Below are 20,924 nucleotides of genomic sequence, written 5' to 3'. Positions count from 1 at the left end.
ATATAAATCACTACAACATATGACGTTACAGGAAGCGCAACAAAAAGTCGATGAGTGGATTAAAACGGTGGGCGTGAGATATTTTAGCGAGCTCACCAATATGACGATCCTCACCGAAGAAGTAGGCGAGCTGGCTAAGCATATGGCCCGTATTTACGGAGAACAGTCTTACAAAAAAGGAAAGGAGCTAAACGCTACGCAGCAGCAGGAAGCGCTGGCCGACGAAATGGCAGACGTTTTGTGGGTATTACTATGTTTGGCAAATCAAACCGAAGTTGATTTAACCGCGGCTCTGAAGAAAAATTTTGATAAGAAAACGATACGCGATCACGAAAGACATACAAGTAATGATAAGCTGAAAGAACACCCATGAAAAAAACCTGGAAAATAATCAAGCAATCTTTTGAAGATGTTTTTGATATGCGCATTTTTAAACTGAGCGCAGCGCTGGCCTACTACACTATTTTTTCAATTCCCGGACTAATGATCGTAGTGTTGTGGACGGCAGAGTTATTGTCCGGCCAGGATGCCAGTATTAAAGCGGGATTATATGGGCAGATATCCGATCTGGTGGGCGCCGATGCTTCCGGCCAAATTCAAAGAACGATCAACAACGCAGCCAGTGACCTTTCAGGAAAAAGTTTTTCGACGATTGTCGGACTCGCGACGCTTATTTTTGGCGCTACCAGCATGTTTGCGGAGATCCAGGATTCGATTAATTATATATGGCGCTTAAAAACCCGGCCTAAAAAAGGCAGGGGCTGGCTCAAGCTGATTCTTGACAGGTTGCTTTCATTTTCGGTGGTGGTGTCGCTGGGCTTTCTACTATTGGTTTCCCTGATCGTCAATGGTATTATGGATTTGTTTATATCGGAACTCACAAGAAAGATTCCGGAAACACAGGTCACGCTGGCCTACCTTTCTAACCTGGGGCTTACTTTTTTGATTACTTCTGTTTTGTTTGGACTGATTTTTAAGGTGTTGCCCGATGCCAAAATTCGCTGGAAGGCCGTTCGAGCGGGCGCTTTCGTCACCGCATTACTTTTTATGGCGGGAAAATTTGTGATCAGTTATTACCTGGGTAATAATCGTATGAGTTCCGCCTATGGCGCAGCCGGTTCTGTTATAGTTATCCTGCTCTGGGTTTATTATTCAGCTGTGATCCTGTATTTTGGCGCCGTTTTCACCCGTGTATTTGCTATTCATAATGATATGAATATTTATCCGACGCAGTATGCCGTTTGGGTAGAACAGGTCGAAGTGGAACATGAAGACTCTATTCAAAATCTACATAACGACAAAGTCGTAGCAGCACATGAACATGATGTGTTGGAGGAGAACAAGCCCCGGATGTAGCCCAGCTTTTATAAACCGGCAATCATCTTTGCTACGCGCTCGCCATCCATGGCCGCGCTGACAATGCCTCCGGCATAACCCGCGCCTTCGCCGCAAGGGTATAAGTTTTTGATTTGTGGGTGTTGCAGGGTCTGCGCGTCTCTGGGAATTCGAACCGGCGAGGATGTGCGCGATTCGGTAGCCACCAACACCGCCTCGTTGGTGTAGTATCCCTTTCCTCCATAGCGGGCAGGCATTTTTTTGCCAAATTCAACGAACGCCTTTTGCAACGCATGATGAATAAAGGGAGGCAATACGGTTGAAAGATCGGCGCTCGTAATGCCGGGCAGGTACGAACATTTGGGCAGCGACTGAGAAACTTTGTTAGCGCAGAAATCTACCATGCGTTGTGCCGGCGCCTGAAGGTCTCCGCCGCCGGCAGCAAAAGCCCGCTGCTCCACTTCTTCCTGAAAATTTAATAAAGAAAGCGGATCCGGGTTTTTAAGGCCGCGCTGGTTCATCACATCCTTGAGTTGCACCTGCACGACGATGCCGGAGTTGGCATAAGGATTATTTCTTTTTGAGGGCGACCAGCCATTTACTACTATTTCTCCCGGCGCGGTGGCTGCAGGCGCGATGATGCCGCCCGGACACATGCAAAAGCTAAATACCCCTACCTGCTGAACCTGCTGCACCAGGCTGTAGGACGCCGGCGGCAAATAGAAGCCTCTTGCATCACATTTATATTGAGCCTGATCGATCAGTTCCTGGGGATGCTCGGCCCGCACGCCCAAAGCGAAAGGTTTGGCTTCAATTAAAATCTTCTTCTCATGAAGCAGGTAGAAGATATCCCTGGCTGAATGGCCTGTAGCTAAGATTACAGCAGCCCCGTCAAAAACATGTCCGTCTGCGGTGCTGACAGCAGAGATGGCGTTGTCTTTAATGCGAAAATCCACCACTTTTTTATCGAACAAAACCTGCCCGCCGCTTTCAATAATTTGTTCGCGCATCGCCGTAATGATCTGCGGCAATTTATTCGTGCCAATATGGGGATGGGCGTCGTATAATATTTTTTCATCGGCGCCAAAATGGACAAAAAGATGGAGTATGCGGTCGATATCACCGCGTTTGTTGCTGCGCGTAAAAAGTTTGCCGTCGCTGTAAGTTCCGGCTCCGCCCTCGCCAAAACAATAATTACTTTCGGGGTTTACAATCCCTTGTTTATTCATCGCGGCCAAATCGCGCCGCCGCGATTTAACATCCTTTCCGCGTTCGAGCAGGATAGGTTGAATACCGGATTCAATCAGCTGAAGTGCGGCAAAAAGCCCTGCCGGCCCCGCGCCAACGATGATTACTTTTTGATCGGCTTTACTTACGTCCTGAAAGCGAAAATTTATTTTTTCACGTGCGGGATGCGGCTGTTTGATGGATACAAAAAGTTTCAGATTGATCCACGGTTGTCGCGACCGGGCGTCAATCGACCTTTTCAAAATGGTGTAGCCTGAGATGTGTTGAAGCGGGATTGAAATCTTATTCGCAATGGCGTGAAGTACAGTTTCGTCTGAAGCCGCTTCTTCGGGGGTAAGTTTGAGATCTATAGTTTGCTGCATATTGTCAGGTTTTTATCCTGAAGAGTTGATGCAAAGAAACAGCTAAATCCTGAAATAGAAATTGTTCTGAAATAATCGATGGCGAGAGGTATATTATTGATCGCTATTGTGGTTTATCATCCCTCATATCCACATACACGATCTTGTAACGATTGCTTTTTTCGCCGCCCCGGAATTTCCTGTTTAAAAATAAACCTGCCGCGCCGATACCTGTTGATATGGCTACGTTGCGGGCATTGCGGTCATCCAATAGCGGATCAGCTTTTTGTATCAAACCATTAAACAGGTTTAGAAAAGTGTATCCCAGGCCGCCGATGGCCGCATACCTGCCCAGGGTGCCCAAATAGGCTTTGCGATAAGAAATTTTTGGCGCATATACATAGCGTATGGCCTTGTAATGCATTTGAAGTACATAAGTTGTGACCGTGTCGTAGCTTATCGTTCCAAAAATATTGGTGTAGGGCGACAGTGTATAATAGCGCAGATAAAGGCTGTCATTGGCAATGCGGTCGATCAGGGCGTTGTAGCGCCTTCCGTCCGTCGCCATAAAAGAGATTTCTACGCCGGCATAATAATTTTTTACGGAAATGCCGTTCTTCTTTTTTACAGAAATAAAATCAGGTACCTGCGCATGAGTCAGCAGGGATACGGAGATAAGGCAAAAAATCAACAGCAGTCGTGACATTTGCGCTAAAGGTAAAGTATAAATAGAATCGGTGCGCGATGAAAAATGTTAAAGCAATAAAAATTCTTTACAAATGCATTCTTTTCGCAAACTCCGGATTTAAGTAGCCCTTCAAATCGGAAAAAGGAATCCAGATATTAATTTGTCCGTCCGCATAAGAAGCGATCTCGTAGGGGGCGTAGCAAAAACCGATTCCGGTTGGCGACAGATAAAAATTGTTGTTGGGCGCGAGCTTATCTACAAAAAGGCGCTGGCTTAATGGTGTTCCCGCCGGCACTTCGTATTGCTTGCGGTACTGCTGTTCGAGCAGCCTGCCTAATACAACCGAATCGGCGGAAGTGATGTCAGAAAGCTTCAGTTCTTTTCGGTTAGTCAGGTCAAAGCAGTGCATCGAAGTGGCGTGGTTGCCGTGAGCGCCACCGGTGTAGGCATAATTAAATACGCTTAAGGTGAGCAATCCATGCTGGTTGAAAATAACGTTGGAAAGCGTTTCGTACTCCCGATTTAAGAAATAATGAGGCCCATCATCGTCAACGCCAACAATGCTGCTGTCTACTTCGGCCTCATAGCCGTTGACTGCATCGCTCACGAGCGCGTCAACCGTTTGCGATAGCGAGAGGTTTTTAAGTTTTTTATTGCCATTGGCGATGATTGATTTTACGCGGTCGTTTAGCCATTCCGCATGGTCGTCGTGGCCCGAAGCTGCTACCACCGTTACGGCAGCTTTTAGCGTTGGCGTGTCCGATTTGAAGCGGGTATAATAAGCAGTATCAATTTTGCTCATCGCGATCAGTTCCAGGGGCGCATCAGCGCTGGTTGTTTTAAGATCGATCGGATAGGAGGCGGCGCCGTCCGCGCTCGTCCATGTTCCACGCAAGCCATTCGTAACGATGGCCATGGATAATTGTGCAGATTGGCCATTGGAAGGGTTGGTGATCTCTATAAAATAAAAACTGTCTTTTGCTGTCTTTTCCCAGTTTTTCATTAGGAAAATCGGTTGGCCTTTTTCTGTATAATAGTAGTTCGCATCAAGGCGGTTGCCTGTTTTCACCAAGTTGAGCACTACAGGTTTGCCGGCAATAGTGCCTTCTAAAGATTTATAAAAGTAAGGATCGGTGAGGCTTTGGCTAATCGCGCTGTCTTTTGTCAAAGGCGCACTACCTTCAGCTTTTTTATCTTCATTTTTACAGGAAGCGAAAATCAGCAGCGAAATTGCTAAAGCAAAAATCCGGTTGTTCATAAATATAAGGTTTGGTGGTGGTAAAAACCGCTATTCTCACATAAAATTTCATGCCATAATTCTAAGTTCAGTAATTTGCCGGCATAAGCCCAAAATTACAATTGGCTATGCTATTTTTAATTGTATAAACTATTTTTTTGTCTACAGGTTTCCAACTACATAAGGCATTACTGATGCGAAGCGGTTTGCGGCTGCATCGGTATTTAAAATATACTAAAGCGTCAGTGTTATTACTGTTGCTTTACGTTGCCGGCCGGGCTCAAACATCTCAAAGCGATACTGTAAAGTCTTTGTCGGAAGTTACCGTGCGCGCTTTCGGCCAGCACGAAGTGCAAAGTACGGCTTCGGTTGCGCATATAATGCCCGCCGCGCGTACGAACCAGTTGTCTTTGGTTAACGACCTGAACGCTGTTCCCGGCGTAAGAATGGAAGAGCGGTCGCCGGGTAGCTACCGAATCAACGTGCGGGGAAGTTCGCTTCGGTCGCCTTTCGGGGTGAGGAATGTAAAAGTGTATTGGAATAACCTTCCTTTGACCGATCCGGGTGGCGGCACTTATTTCAATCAGTTGGCGTATAATAATTTTTCATCGATCGAGCTATTCAAAGGCCCGGTTGCAAGCATGTATGGCGCCGGTACGGGAGGGCTTCTACTAATTAATAACGAAATCAGGCCCATAAATCATTTTTCTTTAGAATATATCAGAGGCAGCTATAATTTACAGAGTTTACTGGCCGCTGCCGATCTGACGACAGGCAAAGTGGCGACGAAATTTACTTATGCGCACAACGAATCAGACGGTTTCCGGCAACAGTCGGCTTTAAGGCGCGATAATCTATCTTGGCGGTCAGATTGGAAGATGAATGATAAACAACAATTAACCGCTGCCTTGCTTTTTACAGATATGTATTACCAAACACCGGGCGCCCTTACACTAAAGGAATTTGAATCCGATCCAAAAGCAGCGCGGCCCGCAGCCGGTATGTTCCCTTCTTCGGTTGATGCGAAAGCGGCCATTTTTCAAAAGAATTTGTTAGCCGGAATTACTTACGGACATCAGCTAACCGCTCATCTCAAAAGCACCACCAGCTTATACGGCGCTTATACGGATCTGAAAAATAGTGCGGTAAGAAACTTTGAAACCCGGATAGAGCCTCACTTTGGAGGACGAACGGTTTTTGATTTTGATAAAACGCTGAATGACCGCTTTCATCTCGACTGGAGCGTGGGGGCCGAGCTGCAACAAGGCGATTTTAGTATTGCTGTTCGCGGCAACCGCGGCGGCGCGCCCGACACTTTACAAACCGATGACCGGGCAAATACGCTGCTTTATAGCTTTTTCGCCCAGGCGACCATCAGCCAATCTTCGAAATGGTATTATACAGCGGGGCTGGGTTATAACAAAAGCCGGTTGCAATTTCGGAGGCTTAACGCCGTTCCTGAAGTGCAGCAGCCTTTTTCGTTCAGCAACGAAACAGCGCCACGCTTTTCGGTAATGAGAAAGATTGCAAATGATTTTTCGTTGCTGGCTTCGGTAGCCAAAGGCTTTTCGCCTCCAACTGTTGCGGATTTATTGCCATCAACAGGGGTCATCAATACCAGTTTAAGGGCTGAAAGCGGCTGGAATTATGAACTTACCGCCAAAAAATATGTATTGAAAAATCAACTTTTTGTAGAGGCAACCGGGTTTTATTTTGATCTGAAAGATGCGTTGGTGCAACTGCGCGATGAAGCGGGCGCCGATTATTTTGTAAACGCCGGACGTAATCTGCAAAAAGGCTTGGAGCTGACCGCGTCTTACACCTGGCAACCGCGTGTTCAAAAATGGTTGACTTATGGGTTGGTAAAAGGCGGCTATGCTTTGAGCGATTTTAAGTATAAAACTTATGAAAGCGCCAGCGGGGATTTTTCCGGAAACAGGCTTCCCGGTATACCGAAGCACGCTTTATCTCTCGTGCTCGATTTAATTTTTGATCGCGGCTTTTATGCCAACAGTTCTTATTATGGCGCTTCTTCGATTTTCCTGAATGATGCCAACGCTGTGTCGGCGAAGCCTTATCATGTGTGGACAGCAAAGTTGGGCTATGATTTAAGGCTCGAGCGTATCCGGCTAAATTTCTACCTGGGGGCAGACAACCTGTTGAATGAAAACTATAGTCTGGGAAATGACATCAACGCCTTTGGCGGCAGGTTTTACAACGCTGCGCCAAGACGTAATTATTTCGCAGGAGCAGTGATTCAATACCAAAAGGCAAAAAAGTAGCAGTTTTTATCTGAATACGGCGGTGGCCATATTCGCGGCTTCGTAAGCCATTTTGACATTGTGGTCGAGTGTAAGCTTTTTAATATTAATCAAATCCACGATGGTGCCGATAAAGCACAGTCCGGCTGTGAATACGTATAAAATGCCCAGGCCAATATCACCTTTTACAAACCTGTGAATGCCGGCAACGCACACAAAGCCAAGCAAAGCCAGCACCAACATTAGCGTTTTATCCTTTCTTTTTCCAGAATAGATGGATAAAAAAGTTTGCTGTTGTTGTTCGTTCATGCTCTGCATGAGTTTTAGCAGGGTAGCCATCTCGTCATACTCCATATCAGGAAACATTCTCAGTAGATGTTGTTGTTGCTGTTCCATATTGATTTGTTTTGTTGATTGTATAAATAGATTTACAACTTTGATAGCAGATGATCAGGGTGGCGGGAATGCCTAAAATATGCTCCTGTGTTGCTTTCAGAAATTCAAAATGTAATGTGTGGTGAATGGCATGTCCCAAACCACAACCGGGGCACCATGTTATCCCTAATTGTTTTAACAAGCAAAAGGAAAAGGAATTGTCGGGGTTCATAAGGCCCAGTAAAATAAGCGCCCCGTTCCAAAGCAACACTTCGCTGTATTTGTGTAAGAATCTGATCATCCGCATTTTTTAAATGATGAACGTAAAGATACTTACGTGCAGCGCGCCAACATATTATAAATCGGTAAATAACCCCTTAGCGGCGGCAAGCGAAAAAAAATGGCGATAACCCGTCTGAAAACAGGCGAGGAAAAATATCTGGCTTGTCTATTTTCGCATCGCCCATTTCATCATTTCTTTCCAGGTGGGTTTTTTGCCGTACATTAAAATGCCTGTCCGGTAAATTTTCCCGGAAAACCAAACCATAAACAGAAAGCTGGCTATCAGCACAGCCATGCTCAGCGCCAGCTCCCAATAAGCTACCGTGCCGGGAACACCGTAAGCCACGCGCGCCATCATCACGATCGGCGACGTGAAAGGGATAATGCTCGTCCAAACTGCGACCGGGCTGGTGGGGTCTTTCATGGCGATCGTCAGCATGAAAATGGCGAAAATAATAATCATCGTTATGGGGAAAGACAGGGATTGCGCCTCGCGGATATCCTCGTTAACCGCGCTGCCTACCGCAGCATAGATCGACGAAAAGAAAAAGAAACCGCCCAGGAAATAAAAAGCAAACAAGGAAAGTATTAAAGGCATATTCACACTTGTGAAAACTTTTTGCACGCCGCCTACAATTTCACCCATCGACGAGGAGTCAGCGTCGGCAGCGGCAATGCCCGCATTGTAAATAACAAACACGAAAGCCACCCAAAGCAAAAACTGCGTTAAAGCCACGAGGGCGATCCCGATGATTTTGCCAAGCATCAATTGAAATGGTTTTACAGAAGAAACCATGACTTCGGCGATGCGATTTGTCTTTTCCTCCATGACGCCCATCATAACCTGAGAACCGTAAATCAGTAAAATAAAATAAACAAGAAACCCTGCCACATAGCCAATCACCATCGCATAGCTGCCATCCGACTTTTTATCCCTTAGGTTTTCAGCAGATACGTTTAAGTGGCTTTCGGAAAGCGTTTGGCGTTTGTCGGTATCAATATTCAAATCTTCGTACTTGATATCGTTCCAAATAGCATTAAGTTTCGATCTTACGTCGGAAACCGCGCCCAGCGTTCGATTCGACTTGATGGAAATTTGATTGGCCGTGCCGGATACCATAGTGTTTTTGGGAATAACCACATAGGCGTCATAGCCTTTTGCCTCAAATTTTTCGGACAGATCGCGCGGATCTTCCTGCACGAGCGTCAGAATATTGGCTTTATTATGCTCATTGGCTTCCGCGATTTTTTCCGCGGTAAATTTGCCGGAAGAATCAATAACGGCAATTTTTAACTGGGTGGACGATTTTTCACCGATATAAGAAGTGCCGAATATCAAGCCCAGATACAAGAGCGGAAATAACAATGTTGAAATGATGAAGGTTTTCTTTTTAACGCGCGTTAAATACTCCCTTTGTATAATTAAAAAAGTCTTGTTCATGCTTTTTGAAGATTGATAAGTTGATTAGTCGATTTCCTGGAACCTGCGCGCAAGTGGCGTACCTTCTACCTGGCGGATGAAGATGTCGTTAAGGCTGGGTAAGATCTCATTAAATGCGTCGATGGAGTGGCCGTTCATCAACAAATGTTGTAACAGTTCGTTGTTGGACCTTCCTTCTTTTTTCTGAACAATAACGCCGTCTTTCAATGTTGCTTTGATCGTAAAAATGTCGTTGTCTTCGAGCGTGGCGGGCCCATCGGCCAGCGCTATTTTATAAAGGTTTTCTTTAAAATCCTGCTTCACCTGGTCTACGGTTCCGTCTAATATTTTCTGGCCTTTATTGACCAGCACGATATGGTCGCAAATTTCTTCCACCTGTTCCATACGGTGCGTGCTGAAAATAATGGTGGCCCCTTTTTTTGCGAGGTTGAAGATCTCGTCTTTAATTAAGTTGCTGTTCACCGGATCCAATCCACTGAAAGGTTCGTCGAGGATAATCAATTTAGGATGATGCAAAACCGTCGTTACAAACTGCAATTTTTGCTGCATACCCTTCGAGAGGTCTTCAACCTTTTTATTCCACCAGCTTTCCATTTCAAACCGGGCAAACCAGTCTTTTATTTTTTCGGTAGCTTCTTTTTTACCAAGGCCTTTTAATTGTGCGAGGTAAAGCGTTTGCTCCCCGATTTTCATTTTTTTGTAAAGCCCGCGCTCCTCCGGCATATACCCAATTTTAGCAATATCATTGGCCGGGTCAAAGGGCTTGCCATCAAAAATAATCGATCCGCTGTCTGGGTAAAAAATACCCGTGATCATGCGGATAAGCGTCGTTTTTCCCGCGCCATTTGGCCCCAGTAGCCCAAAAATTTGGCCTTGCTCAATGGTAAGGCTGATATCGTCGACGGCTTTTTGCGTGGCAAAATATTTCTTCAGATTTTTGACTTCAAGTAGCGGCATAGTTTCTTATTACAGGTTGAATTTTACCAAAGATAGTTGTTTCAATACCTTTTCTCTGTTTCGCCCGCTGAAACTGCTTCCAATCAAGAACCTTTCTTTTTACGATTAAATAATGCGCTGCGCCTCTAATTAATTGCTTATTTCCTGCAACTTTGCATCTATTCTAATCCTATCATGATCAAAAGACATTATATCGCAGTTTTAATATTGTTGACAACCGCGCTGGCCGTTTCGGGCTGGGGCTTTTTGGGCCATCGGACCATTGCCCAACTGGCTATTTACGAGCTGCCAAAACCCATGCGCGCGTTTTTCTTCAGCCACAAGGATTCCCTCGTTTATGGTGCGCCTAGGCCCGACATAAGGCGCACCCAGGATGAATCAGAAGGGCGTAAGCATTATATTGATATGGAAGGATTTGGCCCCAATGCCTTTCAGGAAGTGCCTCACGATTTCCAAAAGGCGATCGAAAAATACTCTTTAGACACCCTGCACAAATACGGTACGCTGCCCTTTGTCGTGGTGGAATATATGGACAAGCTGACGGATGCATTTCGATCGAAAAACGCCGACAGCATTCTCTTTTATGCGGCTGACCTAAGCCACTATATTGCCGACGCCCACGTTCCGCTACACACATCGGTCAACTACGACGGTCAGTTGACGGGACAGCATGGCATCCATGATCTTTGGGAGACTACCGTGCCCGAAGTAATGATCACCCATTATGATTTGAGCAGCCGGCATAAGGCCAGGTATATTGCTTCGCCTGCGGATGAAATCTGGAAAATTATTGAGCATACTTTTTCGCTGTTGCCAGAAATGTTGCAAAAGGAAAGAGAGGTGTCGGTGAATTTTTCGGATAGCGCCAAATACAGATGGGAAGTGCGTTGGGGCAAAAACAGAAGATTTTATGCTAACGCATTTGCGAAGCAATATGCGCAGGCGCTGCGCGGTTCGATCAATGAACAGCTGGTGGCTTCGGCCGATGCCCTGGCTGATTTTTGGTTTACCGCTTGGGTGAACGCAGGCCGGCCAGATCTAAAACCTCTGCTGGCGGATGGGTATCATAAAAAGTCATTGAAGGCAGAGCGAAAAGCATTCCGCAAAAACGAACTTGTAAAAAATAAAATGCTCATTTCAACGAGGCGGATGACCAAAGATTAAGACTCCACTGGCAGCAGCCTTTTCAAACTTTTAGACGATTGATGCAGATTGGCCTTATATCAGATACACATGGTTTTTTAGATCCCCAGGTTTTCAAGTATTTTGAAAAATGTGATGAGATCTGGCATGCGGGCGATTTCGGCAATAGTGGCATTGCCGACGAACTGCGGGCTTTCAAACCTTTGCGGGGTGTTTATGGTAATATTGACGGCGCTGATATTCGCAGTCGGTTTGGAGAAGTTTTGCTTTTTGAAGTGGAGGCCGTGAAAGTTATGATGCGGCATATTGGGGGATATCCGCCGAAGTATAACACCGAAACCAAAAAACTAATCATAGCAGAGAAGCCACAACTGTTTATCAGCGGGCATTCGCATATCCTGAAAGTTATGTTCGACGATGCGCTGCAGTGCCTTCACATGAATCCGGGCGCGGCCGGCAAACAGGGATGGCAAAAGGTAAGAACGCTCATCCGGTTTTCGATCGAAGGGAAAAATTTTTCAAACTGCGAAGTAATTGAGCTGGGAAAAAAATAAGCTGGCGCTGCAGCGATTAAAACCAACCGCGGCCTTGCCCCACTTCCCTAAACGGCCAGGGAATTGAAGCCAGCATAATGATAAACGAAATCACATAAAACAAAACAGTTTTGCGATGCTTAACGGCATCGGGAATATTCTTCTTAGCAAAAGACCGGCCTACATGAACTAATGCGATCGCCACGATCATGCCAAGTAAATGTTCAACAGCAAAAAAGCGGTAAATGGGCGCTTTCATAATATCCCCCATAGGCATTTGTTGAAAAAGCTTAAGCCCGAAAGTGCCCGTAAACCATTGTACCAAACCAACCAGGAGATTGATGTCGCAACAAATCATCAACAAAAGGCCCGCCGTTGCATGGCCTTTGGTAAAGGGCTTGTTGCCGGCTCCCAGGCTTTTAAAGATGGCTATCAAAAAAAATAAAACAATAGCCCAACGCAAAAAGCTGTGTAAATGTAATAATCCGGTTTGCATAGTTTTCGAGATTTATGTTTGCGAAAATAGGCAATTTCGTTTTGTAAAGGTTTACTTTGCAATTCTAAAACCTGAGAAATTATGGCGTTGGTTGCACCTTCTTTGCTGGCAGCTGATTTTTTAAAGCTGCAATCCGAATGCGAGCTGATTAATAACAGCAGTGCCGATTGGCTTCATCTTGATGTGATGGACGGGATGTTTGTGCCGAATATAAGTTTTGGTCCGATGGTGATTGATTTTGTGCGCCAGGTCGTGCAGAAGCCCTGCGATGTGCACCTGATGATTGAACAGCCCGGGCGCTACGCCCAGGAGTTTAAAAATGCCGGAGCCGATCATTTAACGATTCATATAGAAGCCTGCCCGATGCTGCACCAGGATATCAGCGCTATTAAGGCGCTCGGTATGAAAGCGGGAGTGGCCGTTAACCCGCATACGCCTGTGGGTTTGCTTAGCGACATATTACATGAAATTGATATTGTAAACCTGATGAGTGTTAACCCGGGTTTTGGCGGCCAGAAATTCATTCCTTACACGCTTGAAAAAATCAAGCAGCTGAAAAAAATGATTGTAGAGCGCGGTTTAAATGTGTTGATTGAAATAGATGGCGGGGTGACGGTGGAAAATGCCAAGTCAATTATTGACGCGGGCGCAGACGTGCTAATTGCGGGAAGTACTGTTTTTAAAGCCGCAGATCCTGTGTTGACAATCGAGACGCTGAAAGCGATATAAATTGCGAAAGGAAATTGTGGCAGATTGGAGGAGTCTATAAGCAATTATTTAGTAATGGGCACGATACAGAATTAACATTTGTTAATAACTTATAAGAGGCTTTTTCACTTTATAAATAATATATTTGGATTAGAAGAGCAGGCATGCTGCAAGAAAGTTCGGCATGACGAAGCATAAGCCGGTTCGCTCTTTGCCGGTAGCCTCAATGATAAACTTAATTTGAATTGACAGAGACAATTATTAACCTGGAAACCGTTAACCCTCTCGATTTTTTAGGTGTTAACAATGCAAAGCTCGACATACTCAAAAAGAAATTTCCATTACTCAAAATCCTTTCTCGTGGCACCCAGTTAAAACTGAGCGGATCGCCCGAACAGATAAAAGCCGCCACAGAAAAAATCAGCCTCGCTATTTCTTATATCGAAAGAAACGGGAGCATGAGTAATAACTATTTCGATCAGATTTTGGGTGGCGATGATGCAGAAGTGATCGACAACTTTATGGAGCGCAATCCCAATGAAGTTTTAGTTTTTGGTCCCAACGGCAAAAGTGTAAGAGCCCGCACCGCAAATCAGAAAAAGCTCGTGCAGGAAGCTGAGAAAAATGATATCGTTTTTGCTATGGGGCCGGCAGGTACCGGTAAAACCTATACCGCAGTGGCGTTGGCGGTGCGCGCGTTGAAAAATAAGCAGGTAAAGAAAATTATCCTTACCCGTCCCGCTGTGGAAGCCGGGGAAAGCCTTGGTTTTTTGCCCGGTGATCTGAAAGAAAAGATCGACCCCTACCTGAGACCGCTTTACGACGCGCTCGATGATATGATTCCGGCAGATAAGCTGGGCTATTTCATGACGACCCGGACTATTGAGATCGCTCCGCTGGCGTACATGCGCGGCCGAACTTTAGACAACGCTTTTATCATTCTTGATGAAGCGCAGAACGCCACCGATCTTCAATTGAAAATGTTTTTAACACGGATCGGGGCCAATGCCAAAGCGATTATAACCGGGGATATGACCCAGGTAGATCTTCCCAAAAATCAACGTAGTGGATTGAAAACAGCGGCGCGCATTTTAAGGAATATTCCAGGCATCGGCTATATCGAGCTGGATGAAGAAGATGTTGTAAGACACAGATTGGTTAAAGCCATCATCAAGGCTTATAACACCGAGCACGAGCGCAATGCAGAAAAAGAAGCTTCAAGATCATAGAGGTAAAATCCATTTTACCTTTCAAGGTATCCGTTTCGGCGGGTGCCTTTTTCTTTTTTGCCTATTGGCCTGCGCAAGAAACCATAAAGCGGGGCTTGGCGAACTACAGCGTTTAAAGCCGCTGCTGCAAAGCGGGGATCTTATTTTTCGCAACGGGATTGACGAGGTAAGTGAGGCTGCACGGCACATGAGCCGGACAGATAAATCTTTCTCCCACTGTGGCATTATCCAGGTTGAGCACGATACTGTTTTCGTCTATCATGCGCTGGGCGGGCGTTTCAACCCTTCTCAAAAATTATTAAGACAGCCACTTGAGCTTTTTTGTGATCCAAAGATCAATGACAGGATTGCGGTCTATCGATATCAACTGAACGCATCAGAAAGCGAGTCGCTGGCAAACTGGATCCGCGAGCGCTACAGCGAAGGGCTGCTTTTTGATCTGTTTTTTAATTTAACAACCGACGATCGTATGTATTGCAGCGAATTTGTATTTAAAGGTTTGAGCGCTGCGACGAATGGTGCCTTATTTAAGCACTTAAATCAAAAAGATGATCTGTCGTATGTGACAATTGATGATTTGTATTGGAAGCAAGGTGCCATTGAAATATTTGATTTTGTGTTTTAAGTGCATCGACCACATCTATTTTCATTGTCCTATTTTATTGAGGTCACGTAAGCTGTTGTTTCATTGGCTGAGAGATAGCATATGCGATGCTACTGTCCCTTTGAAGTGGGGGAAGTAAAGGTCTTGATTTGCTTCTTATCAGCTAAAGTCATAATTTTTTGTACGTGTTGCTACTTCCGATGAATATTTGTGAAATACATACGGCCGCAAATGAAAATGGCCCTCATTGCTGAAGGCCATTATAAAAATACGGGAATCTTGTGTATTTATAATAAAGTATTAGCGTGGTGATAGTCTCAAATCGGGGCAAGCTACATTCAGGCGCCCGCTTTGAAAAATTGGTTAAAGAATCAACAACGCATCACCATAGCTGAAAAACCGGTACTTATCTTTTATCGCTTTTTTATAGGCTTCTACCGCCAGGTCGTAACCTGCGAAAGCCGCCGTCATTATCATGAGGCTTGTTTTGGGCAGATGAAAATTCGTCACCAGCGAATCAGCGATATTAAACTGGTGAGGCGGATGAATAAAAGTATTGGTCCATCCCTCGGCTGGTTTCAACATTTTGTGAGCTGTGAAAGAAGATTCCATGGCACGCATAGTGGTAGTACCGATAGCGCAGATGCGATGGTTGGTTTCTTTTGCTTTATTCACGATTTTGCAAGCCGGTTCTTCAATTCTGAAATACTCGGCGTCCATTTTATGTTTACTCAAATCCTCCACTTCAATCGGGCGAAAAGTGCCCAGGCCGGTATGCAAGGTGATCTCTGCAAAACGGATACCTTTAATTTCAAGGCGTTTGATTAACTCCCGGCTGAAGTGCAAACCGGCTGTAGGAGCGGCTACTGCGCCTTCATGCTTAGCATATACAGTCTGGTAACGTTCTTTATCATCTTCATCGGGCTTGCGTTTGATATACTTCGGTAGCGGCGTTTCGCCCAACACTTCCAACTGAGCGCGAAATGCATCTTCTTCGCCTTCCCATAAAAATTTGATGGTGCGGCCGCGGCTGGTGGTATTGTCGATTACCTCGGCTACCAGCTCTTCATTTTCGCCAAAATATAATTTATTACCCACACGTATTTTTCTGGCGGGGTCCACGATCACATCCCAAAGGCGATTGGGTTTGTTCAGTTCTCTTAATAAAAACACTTCGATCTTCGCACCTGTTTTCTCCTTACGTCCATACATACGCGCGGGAAAAACTTTTGTGTTATTTACTACAAATGCATCCTTATCATCAAAGTAATCCAGGATATCGCGAAAATGCTTGTTTTCGATCTCGCCGGTGTGACGATGAACGACCATCATGCGCGCATCTTCTCTTTTTTTAGCCGGATGTTGAGCGACAAGGTTTAAGGGAAGGTCGAATTGAAATTGTGAAAGCTTCATTAAGATTATTCTTTTTCTTTTAGTGATTCAAAATCAATAAAACAGTGGGGTATGAAGCTGAGGTTGGCAGTAAAAATTCCTGAAAATCAGGCAATTTATCCTTCCGAGCCCCGGTCTTACGGCACCGGTTTTCGATTTTGTGGCTGCAAAGGTAGCGTTTTTTTGCTATTTTTCTTTCATTTTTTTGAGGTGAGGGTTTATCGAAGCGTCCCGCCACATCCAACACGCCTGATCATTGCGGAATGGCGTCGATCAACCGTTTGGTATACTCCTTTTCGGGGCTCTCGTAAATATCGTCGGCTGGGCCTATTTCTTCTATTTCGCCGCGGTTCATAACTAAAATCCGGTCGCTGAAATAGCGGACGACGCTCAGGTCGTGACTGATAAAAACAATGGTAAATCCAAATTCTTTTTTCAAGTCGTTCAGCAGGTTTAAAACCTGCGCCTGCACGCTTACGTCAAGCGCAGACACCGACTCGTCGCAGATAATAAAGGAAGGTTGCAGCGCTAAGGCGCGCGCGATGACAATACGCTGTCGCTGGCCGCCGCTAAATTCATGGGGATAGCGATCATAATGTTCTGGCATCAACCCTACTTTCTGCAAGAGCTCCTGCGTTCGCTGCTTTCGCTGAGCAGCCGTTTTAAAAAGGCCGTGCACTTTTAAAGGTTCTTCAATCGCTGCGCCGATCTTCTGGCGCGGGTTTAAAGACGAATAAGGATCCTGAAAAACAATTTGCAGGTGGCGTCGCAATTCGCGCAATTGCGCGGGATTATAACGATTAAGATTTTGCTCCTTATATTTGATGGTGCCGCTCGTGGCAGGTATCAGCTGCAATAAGGTTCGCCCCAGTGTCGATTTGCCGCATCCGCTTTCGCCCACAATACCCAGGGTTTCATTTTCATACACTTCAAAACTGATATCATTAACCGCTTTGACATAGCTGATGGGGCGCCCCAGCCAGTTTTTCTTATTTGTAAACCAAACCGATAAATGCTCCACGCTAACGAGCGTTTTACGGGTTGCCTCGCTAGCCGGTTTCTGCTGTTGAATGGCTTTCGGCGTAGCCAGCTGTGGTTGCAGCTCCGGCTCGCTATTTAAAAAGTCGCGCACGACGGGCAGGCGCTGCCCGCGTTTATGGTTGACCGGCCTGCATGCAATCAACGCTTTTGTATAGGGGTGTTGAGCCTTATGAAAAATATCGTTAACGGGGCCTTGCTCTACAATCTTTCCTTTGAACATGACGATAGCGCGATCGGCAATTTGTTTCACAACGCCAAGATCATGGGTGATGAAGATGACGCCCATACCAGTTTCGCGTTGCAAGGTTTTGATCAGCTCGAGTACATTTTTCTGAACCGTGACATCGAGCGCCGTCGTCGGTTCATCACAAATTAGTAGCGAAGGCTTGCAACACATGGCCATAGCAATCATCACTCTCTGTTTTTGGCCGCCGCTCAGCTGGTGCGGATACCGGCTGTACAAATCGGCAGGATTGGGGAGCTTCACTTTTTCAAACCAGGCTATCGTTCTTTTTTTTGCCTCTTGTTTGGTGAGCTTGTGATGCGCTAATATCGCTTCGCCTACCTGGTAGCCGCAGGTGAAAACAGGGTTGAGCGAGGTCATGGGTTCCTGAAATATCATCGATATTTTGTTGCCCCTGATTTTTTGACGCTCAGCAATGCTGCACCTGAGCAGGTCCACCGGGCGGTTACCGTCTTCATTAAAAAGGATCGTGCCCTGATCGACCCGGGCGGGAGGACTTGGAAGCAATTGTAGCATAGACAGAGAAGTGACCGATTTTCCGGAACCGCTTTCTCCTACCAGCGCAACGATTTCACCGGCGTGAACATTAAAAGAAATATCGCGGATAGCGTTGACTACCTGATCGCCAACATGGAAGCTGACTGAAAGGTCATTTATAGAAAGAAGAGGCGTTGCCATTATTCCTTAACAATTTCAAGCACTTTGATGTTCAATTTTTTTGCCGGTGTAGGATAGTAAGCCATGCAAACCATGCAACGGTTGGGCCGGTTGCTGTCTATTTCAAAATAAAATTCATCGCCTACTTTCAATCCTTCAGGCAGGTCGCAGGGGTTTTTGACGCCAAAGGCATTGGTGTAAGTGCTATCCGACTGGGGGTTAGTCCAGCTGGCTGCTACCAGTGAGGTGTCAGCCATTCCTTCGATCAGGCTAAAAGTGTAATTAGAGCAAATGCCTGCTACTTCAAAACGGGCTTTCAGCTTTTCCTTTCCTTTATTGAGCGCAGTTGTATTGCTGCAAGACATACATAAGGAAAGCATCGAAAATAGGAGCGTGGTTTTTATGGGAGCGCGCATCGGGTGAAATTTTAGATGTGGAAAGATTGGGTTCCGGGGCCGGGCTTTATCGTGGAAAAGCAGCAAAACTGATGCCACAAGCCCTTTTGTCAAAACCTTAAATGCCGGATGGTTTGTTGGTTATTAATAAGCTGCCGCAAAGATCCGATGCCGATCTTCAAATGATTTTCCACATAGGTGGCTGTCACTTTTTTGTCGCTTTCGGCGGTTTTTACGCCATCGGGAATCATCGGCGAATCGCTGACCAACAAGAGCGCGCCTGTTGGAATTTTATTAAAAAAACCCACGCTAAAAATGGTTGCCGTTTCCATGTCGATAGCGTAAGCGCGAATTCTTTTCAGATATTCTTTAAAAGGTTCGTCATGCTCCCAAACCCTTCTGTTCGTGGTATAAACAGTGCCGGTCCAATAGTCGGTTTGCGCTTCGCGGATGGTGGTACTCACCGCTTTTTGCAGGGCAAACGCAGGCAGCGCGGGCACTTCCGAAGGGAAATAGTCGTCGGAGGTTCCTTCTCCTCTAATGGCGGCGATGGGTAAAATAAGGTCGCCCACTTTATTCCTTTTTTTAAGGCCGCCGCATTTTCCTAAAAATAAAACGGCTTCGGGTGCAATGGCTGTTAATAAATCCATGATAGTGGCTGCCGTGGGGCTGCCCATTCCAAAGTTAATGATGGTCATATTATCTGCCGTAGCGCATTGCATCGGCTTTCCTTCGCCCACCACTTTCACTTTGTGCCACTCGGCAAACAGTTGCACATAGTTGCTGAAATTGGTAAGCAGGATATATTTTCCAAAATTTTTCAGGTTTTCACCAGTGTAGCGTGGCAGCCAGTTGGCTACGATATCTTGTTTTGTCTTCATATCAGTTTCTTTAGCTAAGCGCTTATTTAAAATGAGCTACAAAATAACTTCGCTTAACAAATTTAAACAGGCTCTAAAATAATCTTTTATTTTTGGACTGATGATGAACATAGCCTACCCGACGCCCGATTTCAAAATCGAGCTGCGCAATAATCAGCCTCATATTTTCGATCCCATTCGTAAAAAATGGCTGCTGCTTCAGGACGAAGAGTGGGTGCGCCAAAATTTCATCGCTTATTTGATTCAGGTGATGCGTTATCCGAAAACGCTGATCGCGCTTGAGAAAGAAATTTATCTGGGGGAACTTAAAAAGCGTTTTGATATTTTAGTTTATGCTCCCGATCACCGGCCCTGGATGTTGATCGAATGTAAAAGCCATAAAGTGCCTGTCGCGGAAAATGTTTTACATCAGGTGCTGCGATACCATATTACGATGCCTGCCGATTACCTCGTGCTAACCAACGGCAATCATCATTATGGCTGGAAAAAAGAGCATGGCCAATTGGTGGCGATTGACTCACTTCCTGAATTTGCTGCTCACCACTAAATCTTTGCTGCCGGGTGTATACACGTAAAAGCCTTCACCCGACTTTACACCCAGTTGGCCCGCTGCCACCATATTGGCGAGTAGGGTGCAGGGCGCGTATTTGGGGCTGCCAAACCCTTTTTGTAATACTTGTAAAATGGAAAGGCAAACATCAAGGCCGATAAAATCAGCCAATTGCAAAGGGCCCATCGGGTGGCCCATGCCCAGCTTCATGATGGTGTCTATCGATGTTACGTCGGCCACACCTTCCTGCAAGCTGTAAATTGCCTCATTGATCATGGGCATCAAAATCCGGTTAGCGACAAAGCCGGGATAATCGCTGGCAATGGCAGGCGTTTTTCCTATCTGTTTACTCAATTCTACAATCGAGCCAGTGACGTAACTGCTGGTGGCATAGCCATTAATAATCTCTACCAGTTGCATGACGGGCACCGGGTTCATGAAATGCATCCCGATCACCTGCTCCGGTCTTTGGGTCGCAGCGGCTAATTTCGTAATCGAGATAGATGATGTGTTGCTCGCTAAAATGCAATCCTGGGGAGCTGCCGCATCCAGCTGTTGAAATATTTTGAGTTTGAGCGTTTCGTTTTCAGAAGCTGCTTCGACAACGAGATGCGCCGTTTCTACACCATCAGATAGGTTGGTTTTTGTTTTTATATTTTCAAGAATTTTCGTTTTCTGTTCCTGACTGATCAATGCTTTGGCTATCTGCCGGTCCAGGTTTTTTGAAATGATTGACAGCCCTTTTTGTAGCTGTTCGCCATCAATATCTACCAGCGTCACATTAAAATGGTGCTGCGCAAAAACGTGGGCGATGCCGTTGCCCATGGTTCCGGCTCCTATGATGGAAACATTTTTTATCATCATGTTTTTTTAATCGTTGAATTGT

Annotated in this window: 22 protein-coding genes; 9 read left to right on the top strand and 13 right to left on the bottom strand. The window is 45.6% G+C overall.

Annotated elements, in window-relative coordinates:
• Positions 1-19 precede the first annotated feature (19 nt).
• Both ABDK00_RS14840 and ABDK00_RS14835 read left to right on the top strand, forming a co-directional pair.
• Positions 20-373, top strand: coding sequence for a nucleotide pyrophosphohydrolase (locus ABDK00_RS14840; protein ID WP_346236580.1), 354 nt, complete (start codon positions 20-22; stop codon positions 371-373).
• Positions 370-1,356 carry a YihY/virulence factor BrkB family protein gene (locus tag ABDK00_RS14835; protein WP_346236581.1) on the top strand — a complete coding sequence of 329 codons (987 nt, stop codon included), beginning with the start codon at positions 370-372 and terminating at the stop codon, positions 1,354-1,356. Before ABDK00_RS14840 ends, ABDK00_RS14835 begins: the two co-directional genes overlap by 4 nt.
• An 8-nt stretch (positions 1,357-1,364) precedes the next feature.
• Here ABDK00_RS14835 and ABDK00_RS14830 read toward each other — a convergent pair whose 3' ends face one another.
• The 3 genes from ABDK00_RS14830 to ABDK00_RS14820 all read right to left on the bottom strand — a co-directional run bounded on the left by ABDK00_RS14830 (position 1,365) and on the right by ABDK00_RS14820 (position 4,870).
• Positions 1,365-2,945 carry an NAD(P)/FAD-dependent oxidoreductase gene (locus ABDK00_RS14830; RefSeq protein ID WP_346236582.1) on the bottom strand — a complete coding sequence of 527 codons (1,581 nt, stop codon included), beginning with the start codon at positions 2,943-2,945 and terminating at the stop codon, positions 1,365-1,367.
• Positions 2,946-3,048: 103 nt separating this feature from the next.
• The gene (locus tag ABDK00_RS14825; protein WP_346236583.1) at positions 3,049-3,630 is read right to left on the bottom strand and encodes a hypothetical protein; all 582 of its coding nucleotides are present in this window, start codon (positions 3,628-3,630) and stop codon (positions 3,049-3,051) included.
• 67 nt (positions 3,631-3,697) lie between these two features.
• The gene (locus ABDK00_RS14820) at positions 3,698-4,870 is read right to left on the bottom strand and encodes a DUF3298 and DUF4163 domain-containing protein (protein ID WP_346236584.1); all 1,173 of its coding nucleotides are present in this window, start codon (positions 4,868-4,870) and stop codon (positions 3,698-3,700) included.
• A gap of 137 nt (positions 4,871-5,007) precedes the next feature.
• On the opposite strand from ABDK00_RS14820, the gene ABDK00_RS14815 reads away from it, so the two are divergent.
• A complete protein-coding gene (locus ABDK00_RS14815) occupies positions 5,008-7,131 on the top strand; it encodes a TonB-dependent receptor family protein (RefSeq protein ID WP_346236585.1) in 2,124 nt (707 codons plus the stop codon).
• A gap of 6 nt (positions 7,132-7,137) precedes the next feature.
• Here ABDK00_RS14815 and ABDK00_RS14810 read toward each other — a convergent pair whose 3' ends face one another.
• The 4 genes from ABDK00_RS14810 to ABDK00_RS14795 form a co-directional block, all read right to left on the bottom strand.
• The gene (locus ABDK00_RS14810) at positions 7,138-7,506 is read right to left on the bottom strand and encodes a TM2 domain-containing protein (RefSeq protein WP_346236587.1); all 369 of its coding nucleotides are present in this window, start codon (positions 7,504-7,506) and stop codon (positions 7,138-7,140) included.
• Positions 7,466-7,786 (bottom strand): DUF2752 domain-containing protein, encoded by a 321-nt coding sequence (locus tag ABDK00_RS14805; protein ID WP_346236589.1) that lies wholly within the window; start codon positions 7,784-7,786, stop codon positions 7,466-7,468. The genes ABDK00_RS14810 and ABDK00_RS14805 overlap by 41 nt, the downstream gene beginning before the upstream one ends.
• A 147-nt stretch (positions 7,787-7,933) precedes the next feature.
• Positions 7,934-9,208: an ABC transporter permease gene (locus ABDK00_RS14800; protein ID WP_346236590.1), complete on the bottom strand. Its 1,275-nt coding sequence runs from the start codon at positions 9,206-9,208 to the stop codon at positions 7,934-7,936.
• 24 nt (positions 9,209-9,232) lie between these two features.
• A complete protein-coding gene (locus ABDK00_RS14795) occupies positions 9,233-10,165 on the bottom strand; it encodes an ABC transporter ATP-binding protein (protein ID WP_346236591.1) in 933 nt (310 codons plus the stop codon).
• A 174-nt stretch (positions 10,166-10,339) separates the two neighbouring features.
• Between ABDK00_RS14795 and ABDK00_RS14790 the strand changes: the two genes are divergently transcribed.
• On the top strand, positions 10,340-11,329 hold the full coding sequence (locus ABDK00_RS14790) for a zinc dependent phospholipase C family protein (protein WP_346236592.1): 990 nt from the start codon (positions 10,340-10,342) through the stop codon (positions 11,327-11,329).
• 41 nt (positions 11,330-11,370) lie between these two features.
• Positions 11,371-11,862, top strand: a complete 492-nt coding sequence (locus ABDK00_RS14785; RefSeq protein WP_346237372.1) for a metallophosphoesterase family protein — start codon at positions 11,371-11,373, stop codon at positions 11,860-11,862.
• Positions 11,863-11,878: 16 nt separating this feature from the next.
• On the opposite strand, the gene ABDK00_RS14780 is transcribed toward ABDK00_RS14785, so the two are convergent.
• Positions 11,879-12,337 (bottom strand): hypothetical protein, encoded by a 459-nt coding sequence (locus ABDK00_RS14780; RefSeq protein ID WP_346236593.1) that lies wholly within the window; start codon positions 12,335-12,337, stop codon positions 11,879-11,881.
• A gap of 81 nt (positions 12,338-12,418) precedes the next feature.
• Between ABDK00_RS14780 and rpe the strand changes: the two genes are divergently transcribed.
• From rpe to ABDK00_RS14765, 3 genes are all read left to right on the top strand, one after another.
• Entirely contained in the window at positions 12,419-13,066 is a 648-nt protein-coding gene (gene rpe / locus ABDK00_RS14775; protein WP_346236594.1) for a ribulose-phosphate 3-epimerase, read from the top strand.
• A gap of 224 nt (positions 13,067-13,290) precedes the next feature.
• Positions 13,291-14,274 (top strand): PhoH family protein, encoded by a 984-nt coding sequence (locus ABDK00_RS14770; RefSeq protein WP_346236595.1) that lies wholly within the window; start codon positions 13,291-13,293, stop codon positions 14,272-14,274.
• Between the two features lie 64 nt (positions 14,275-14,338).
• Positions 14,339-14,899 (top strand): YiiX/YebB-like N1pC/P60 family cysteine hydrolase, encoded by a 561-nt coding sequence (locus ABDK00_RS14765; RefSeq protein ID WP_346236596.1) that lies wholly within the window; start codon positions 14,339-14,341, stop codon positions 14,897-14,899.
• 342 nt (positions 14,900-15,241) lie between these two features.
• Here ABDK00_RS14765 and queA read toward each other — a convergent pair whose 3' ends face one another.
• The 4 genes from queA to ABDK00_RS14745 form a co-directional block, all read right to left on the bottom strand.
• Positions 15,242-16,291 carry a tRNA preQ1(34) S-adenosylmethionine ribosyltransferase-isomerase QueA gene (gene queA, locus ABDK00_RS14760; RefSeq protein ID WP_346236597.1) on the bottom strand — a complete coding sequence of 350 codons (1,050 nt, stop codon included), beginning with the start codon at positions 16,289-16,291 and terminating at the stop codon, positions 15,242-15,244.
• Between the two features lie 232 nt (positions 16,292-16,523).
• Positions 16,524-18,233 carry an ABC transporter ATP-binding protein gene (locus tag ABDK00_RS14755; protein WP_346236598.1) on the bottom strand — a complete coding sequence of 570 codons (1,710 nt, stop codon included), beginning with the start codon at positions 18,231-18,233 and terminating at the stop codon, positions 16,524-16,526.
• The gene (locus tag ABDK00_RS14750) at positions 18,233-18,628 is read right to left on the bottom strand and encodes a hypothetical protein (RefSeq protein ID WP_346236599.1); all 396 of its coding nucleotides are present in this window, start codon (positions 18,626-18,628) and stop codon (positions 18,233-18,235) included. Before ABDK00_RS14750 ends, ABDK00_RS14755 begins: the two co-directional genes overlap by 1 nt.
• 89 nt (positions 18,629-18,717) lie before the next feature.
• On the bottom strand, positions 18,718-19,488 hold the full coding sequence (locus tag ABDK00_RS14745; RefSeq protein WP_346236600.1) for an AMP nucleosidase: 771 nt from the start codon (positions 19,486-19,488) through the stop codon (positions 18,718-18,720).
• 100 nt (positions 19,489-19,588) lie between these two features.
• On the opposite strand from ABDK00_RS14745, the gene ABDK00_RS14740 reads away from it, so the two are divergent.
• The gene (locus ABDK00_RS14740) at positions 19,589-20,035 is read left to right on the top strand and encodes a type I restriction enzyme HsdR N-terminal domain-containing protein (RefSeq protein WP_346236601.1); all 447 of its coding nucleotides are present in this window, start codon (positions 19,589-19,591) and stop codon (positions 20,033-20,035) included.
• Here ABDK00_RS14740 and ABDK00_RS14735 read toward each other — a convergent pair.
• Positions 20,006-20,902, bottom strand: a complete 897-nt coding sequence (locus ABDK00_RS14735; RefSeq protein ID WP_346236602.1) for a 3-hydroxyacyl-CoA dehydrogenase NAD-binding domain-containing protein — start codon at positions 20,900-20,902, stop codon at positions 20,006-20,008. The genes ABDK00_RS14740 and ABDK00_RS14735 overlap by 30 nt on opposite strands.
• Positions 20,903-20,924 lie beyond the last annotated feature (22 nt).

Source organism: Niabella insulisoli, assembly GCF_039652435.2.
Taxonomy (GTDB): domain Bacteria; phylum Bacteroidota; class Bacteroidia; order Chitinophagales; family Chitinophagaceae; genus Niabella; species Niabella insulamsoli.
Note: the sequence above shows the minus strand (reverse complement) of the source record. Positions and strands in the feature narration are given on the sequence as shown.

Bases quoted from the DNA above. Each gene is read 5' to 3' on its own strand.
- ABDK00_RS14790 (WP_346236592.1), top strand. From the start codon at position 10,340: ATGATCAAAAGACATTATATCGCAGTTTTAATATTGTTGACAACCGCG.
- ABDK00_RS14745 (WP_346236600.1), bottom strand. From the start codon at position 19,488: ATGAAGACAAAACAAGATATCGTAGCCAACTGGCTGCCACGCTACACT.
- ABDK00_RS14800 (WP_346236590.1), bottom strand. From the start codon at position 9,208: ATGAACAAGACTTTTTTAATTATACAAAGGGAGTATTTAACGCGCGTT.
- ABDK00_RS14830 (WP_346236582.1), bottom strand. From the start codon at position 2,945: ATGCAGCAAACTATAGATCTCAAACTTACCCCCGAAGAAGCGGCTTCA.
- rpe (WP_346236594.1), top strand. From the start codon at position 12,419: ATGGCGTTGGTTGCACCTTCTTTGCTGGCAGCTGATTTTTTAAAGCTG.
- ABDK00_RS14840 (WP_346236580.1), top strand. From the start codon at position 20: ATGACGTTACAGGAAGCGCAACAAAAAGTCGATGAGTGGATTAAAACG.
- ABDK00_RS14785 (WP_346237372.1), top strand. From the start codon at position 11,371: ATGCAGATTGGCCTTATATCAGATACACATGGTTTTTTAGATCCCCAG.
- ABDK00_RS14835 (WP_346236581.1), top strand. From the start codon at position 370: ATGAAAAAAACCTGGAAAATAATCAAGCAATCTTTTGAAGATGTTTTT.
- ABDK00_RS14805 (WP_346236589.1), bottom strand. From the start codon at position 7,786: ATGATCAGATTCTTACACAAATACAGCGAAGTGTTGCTTTGGAACGGG.
- ABDK00_RS14750 (WP_346236599.1), bottom strand. From the start codon at position 18,628: ATGCGCGCTCCCATAAAAACCACGCTCCTATTTTCGATGCTTTCCTTA.
- queA (WP_346236597.1), bottom strand. From the start codon at position 16,291: ATGAAGCTTTCACAATTTCAATTCGACCTTCCCTTAAACCTTGTCGCT.
- ABDK00_RS14810 (WP_346236587.1), bottom strand. From the start codon at position 7,506: ATGGAACAGCAACAACAACATCTACTGAGAATGTTTCCTGATATGGAG.
- ABDK00_RS14740 (WP_346236601.1), top strand. From the start codon at position 19,589: ATGATGAACATAGCCTACCCGACGCCCGATTTCAAAATCGAGCTGCGC.
- ABDK00_RS14735 (WP_346236602.1), bottom strand. From the start codon at position 20,902: ATGATGATAAAAAATGTTTCCATCATAGGAGCCGGAACCATGGGCAAC.
- ABDK00_RS14825 (WP_346236583.1), bottom strand. From the start codon at position 3,630: ATGTCACGACTGCTGTTGATTTTTTGCCTTATCTCCGTATCCCTGCTG.
- ABDK00_RS14795 (WP_346236591.1), bottom strand. From the start codon at position 10,165: ATGCCGCTACTTGAAGTCAAAAATCTGAAGAAATATTTTGCCACGCAA.
- ABDK00_RS14780 (WP_346236593.1), bottom strand. From the start codon at position 12,337: ATGCAAACCGGATTATTACATTTACACAGCTTTTTGCGTTGGGCTATT.
- ABDK00_RS14755 (WP_346236598.1), bottom strand. From the start codon at position 18,233: ATGGCAACGCCTCTTCTTTCTATAAATGACCTTTCAGTCAGCTTCCAT.
- ABDK00_RS14820 (WP_346236584.1), bottom strand. From the start codon at position 4,870: ATGAACAACCGGATTTTTGCTTTAGCAATTTCGCTGCTGATTTTCGCT.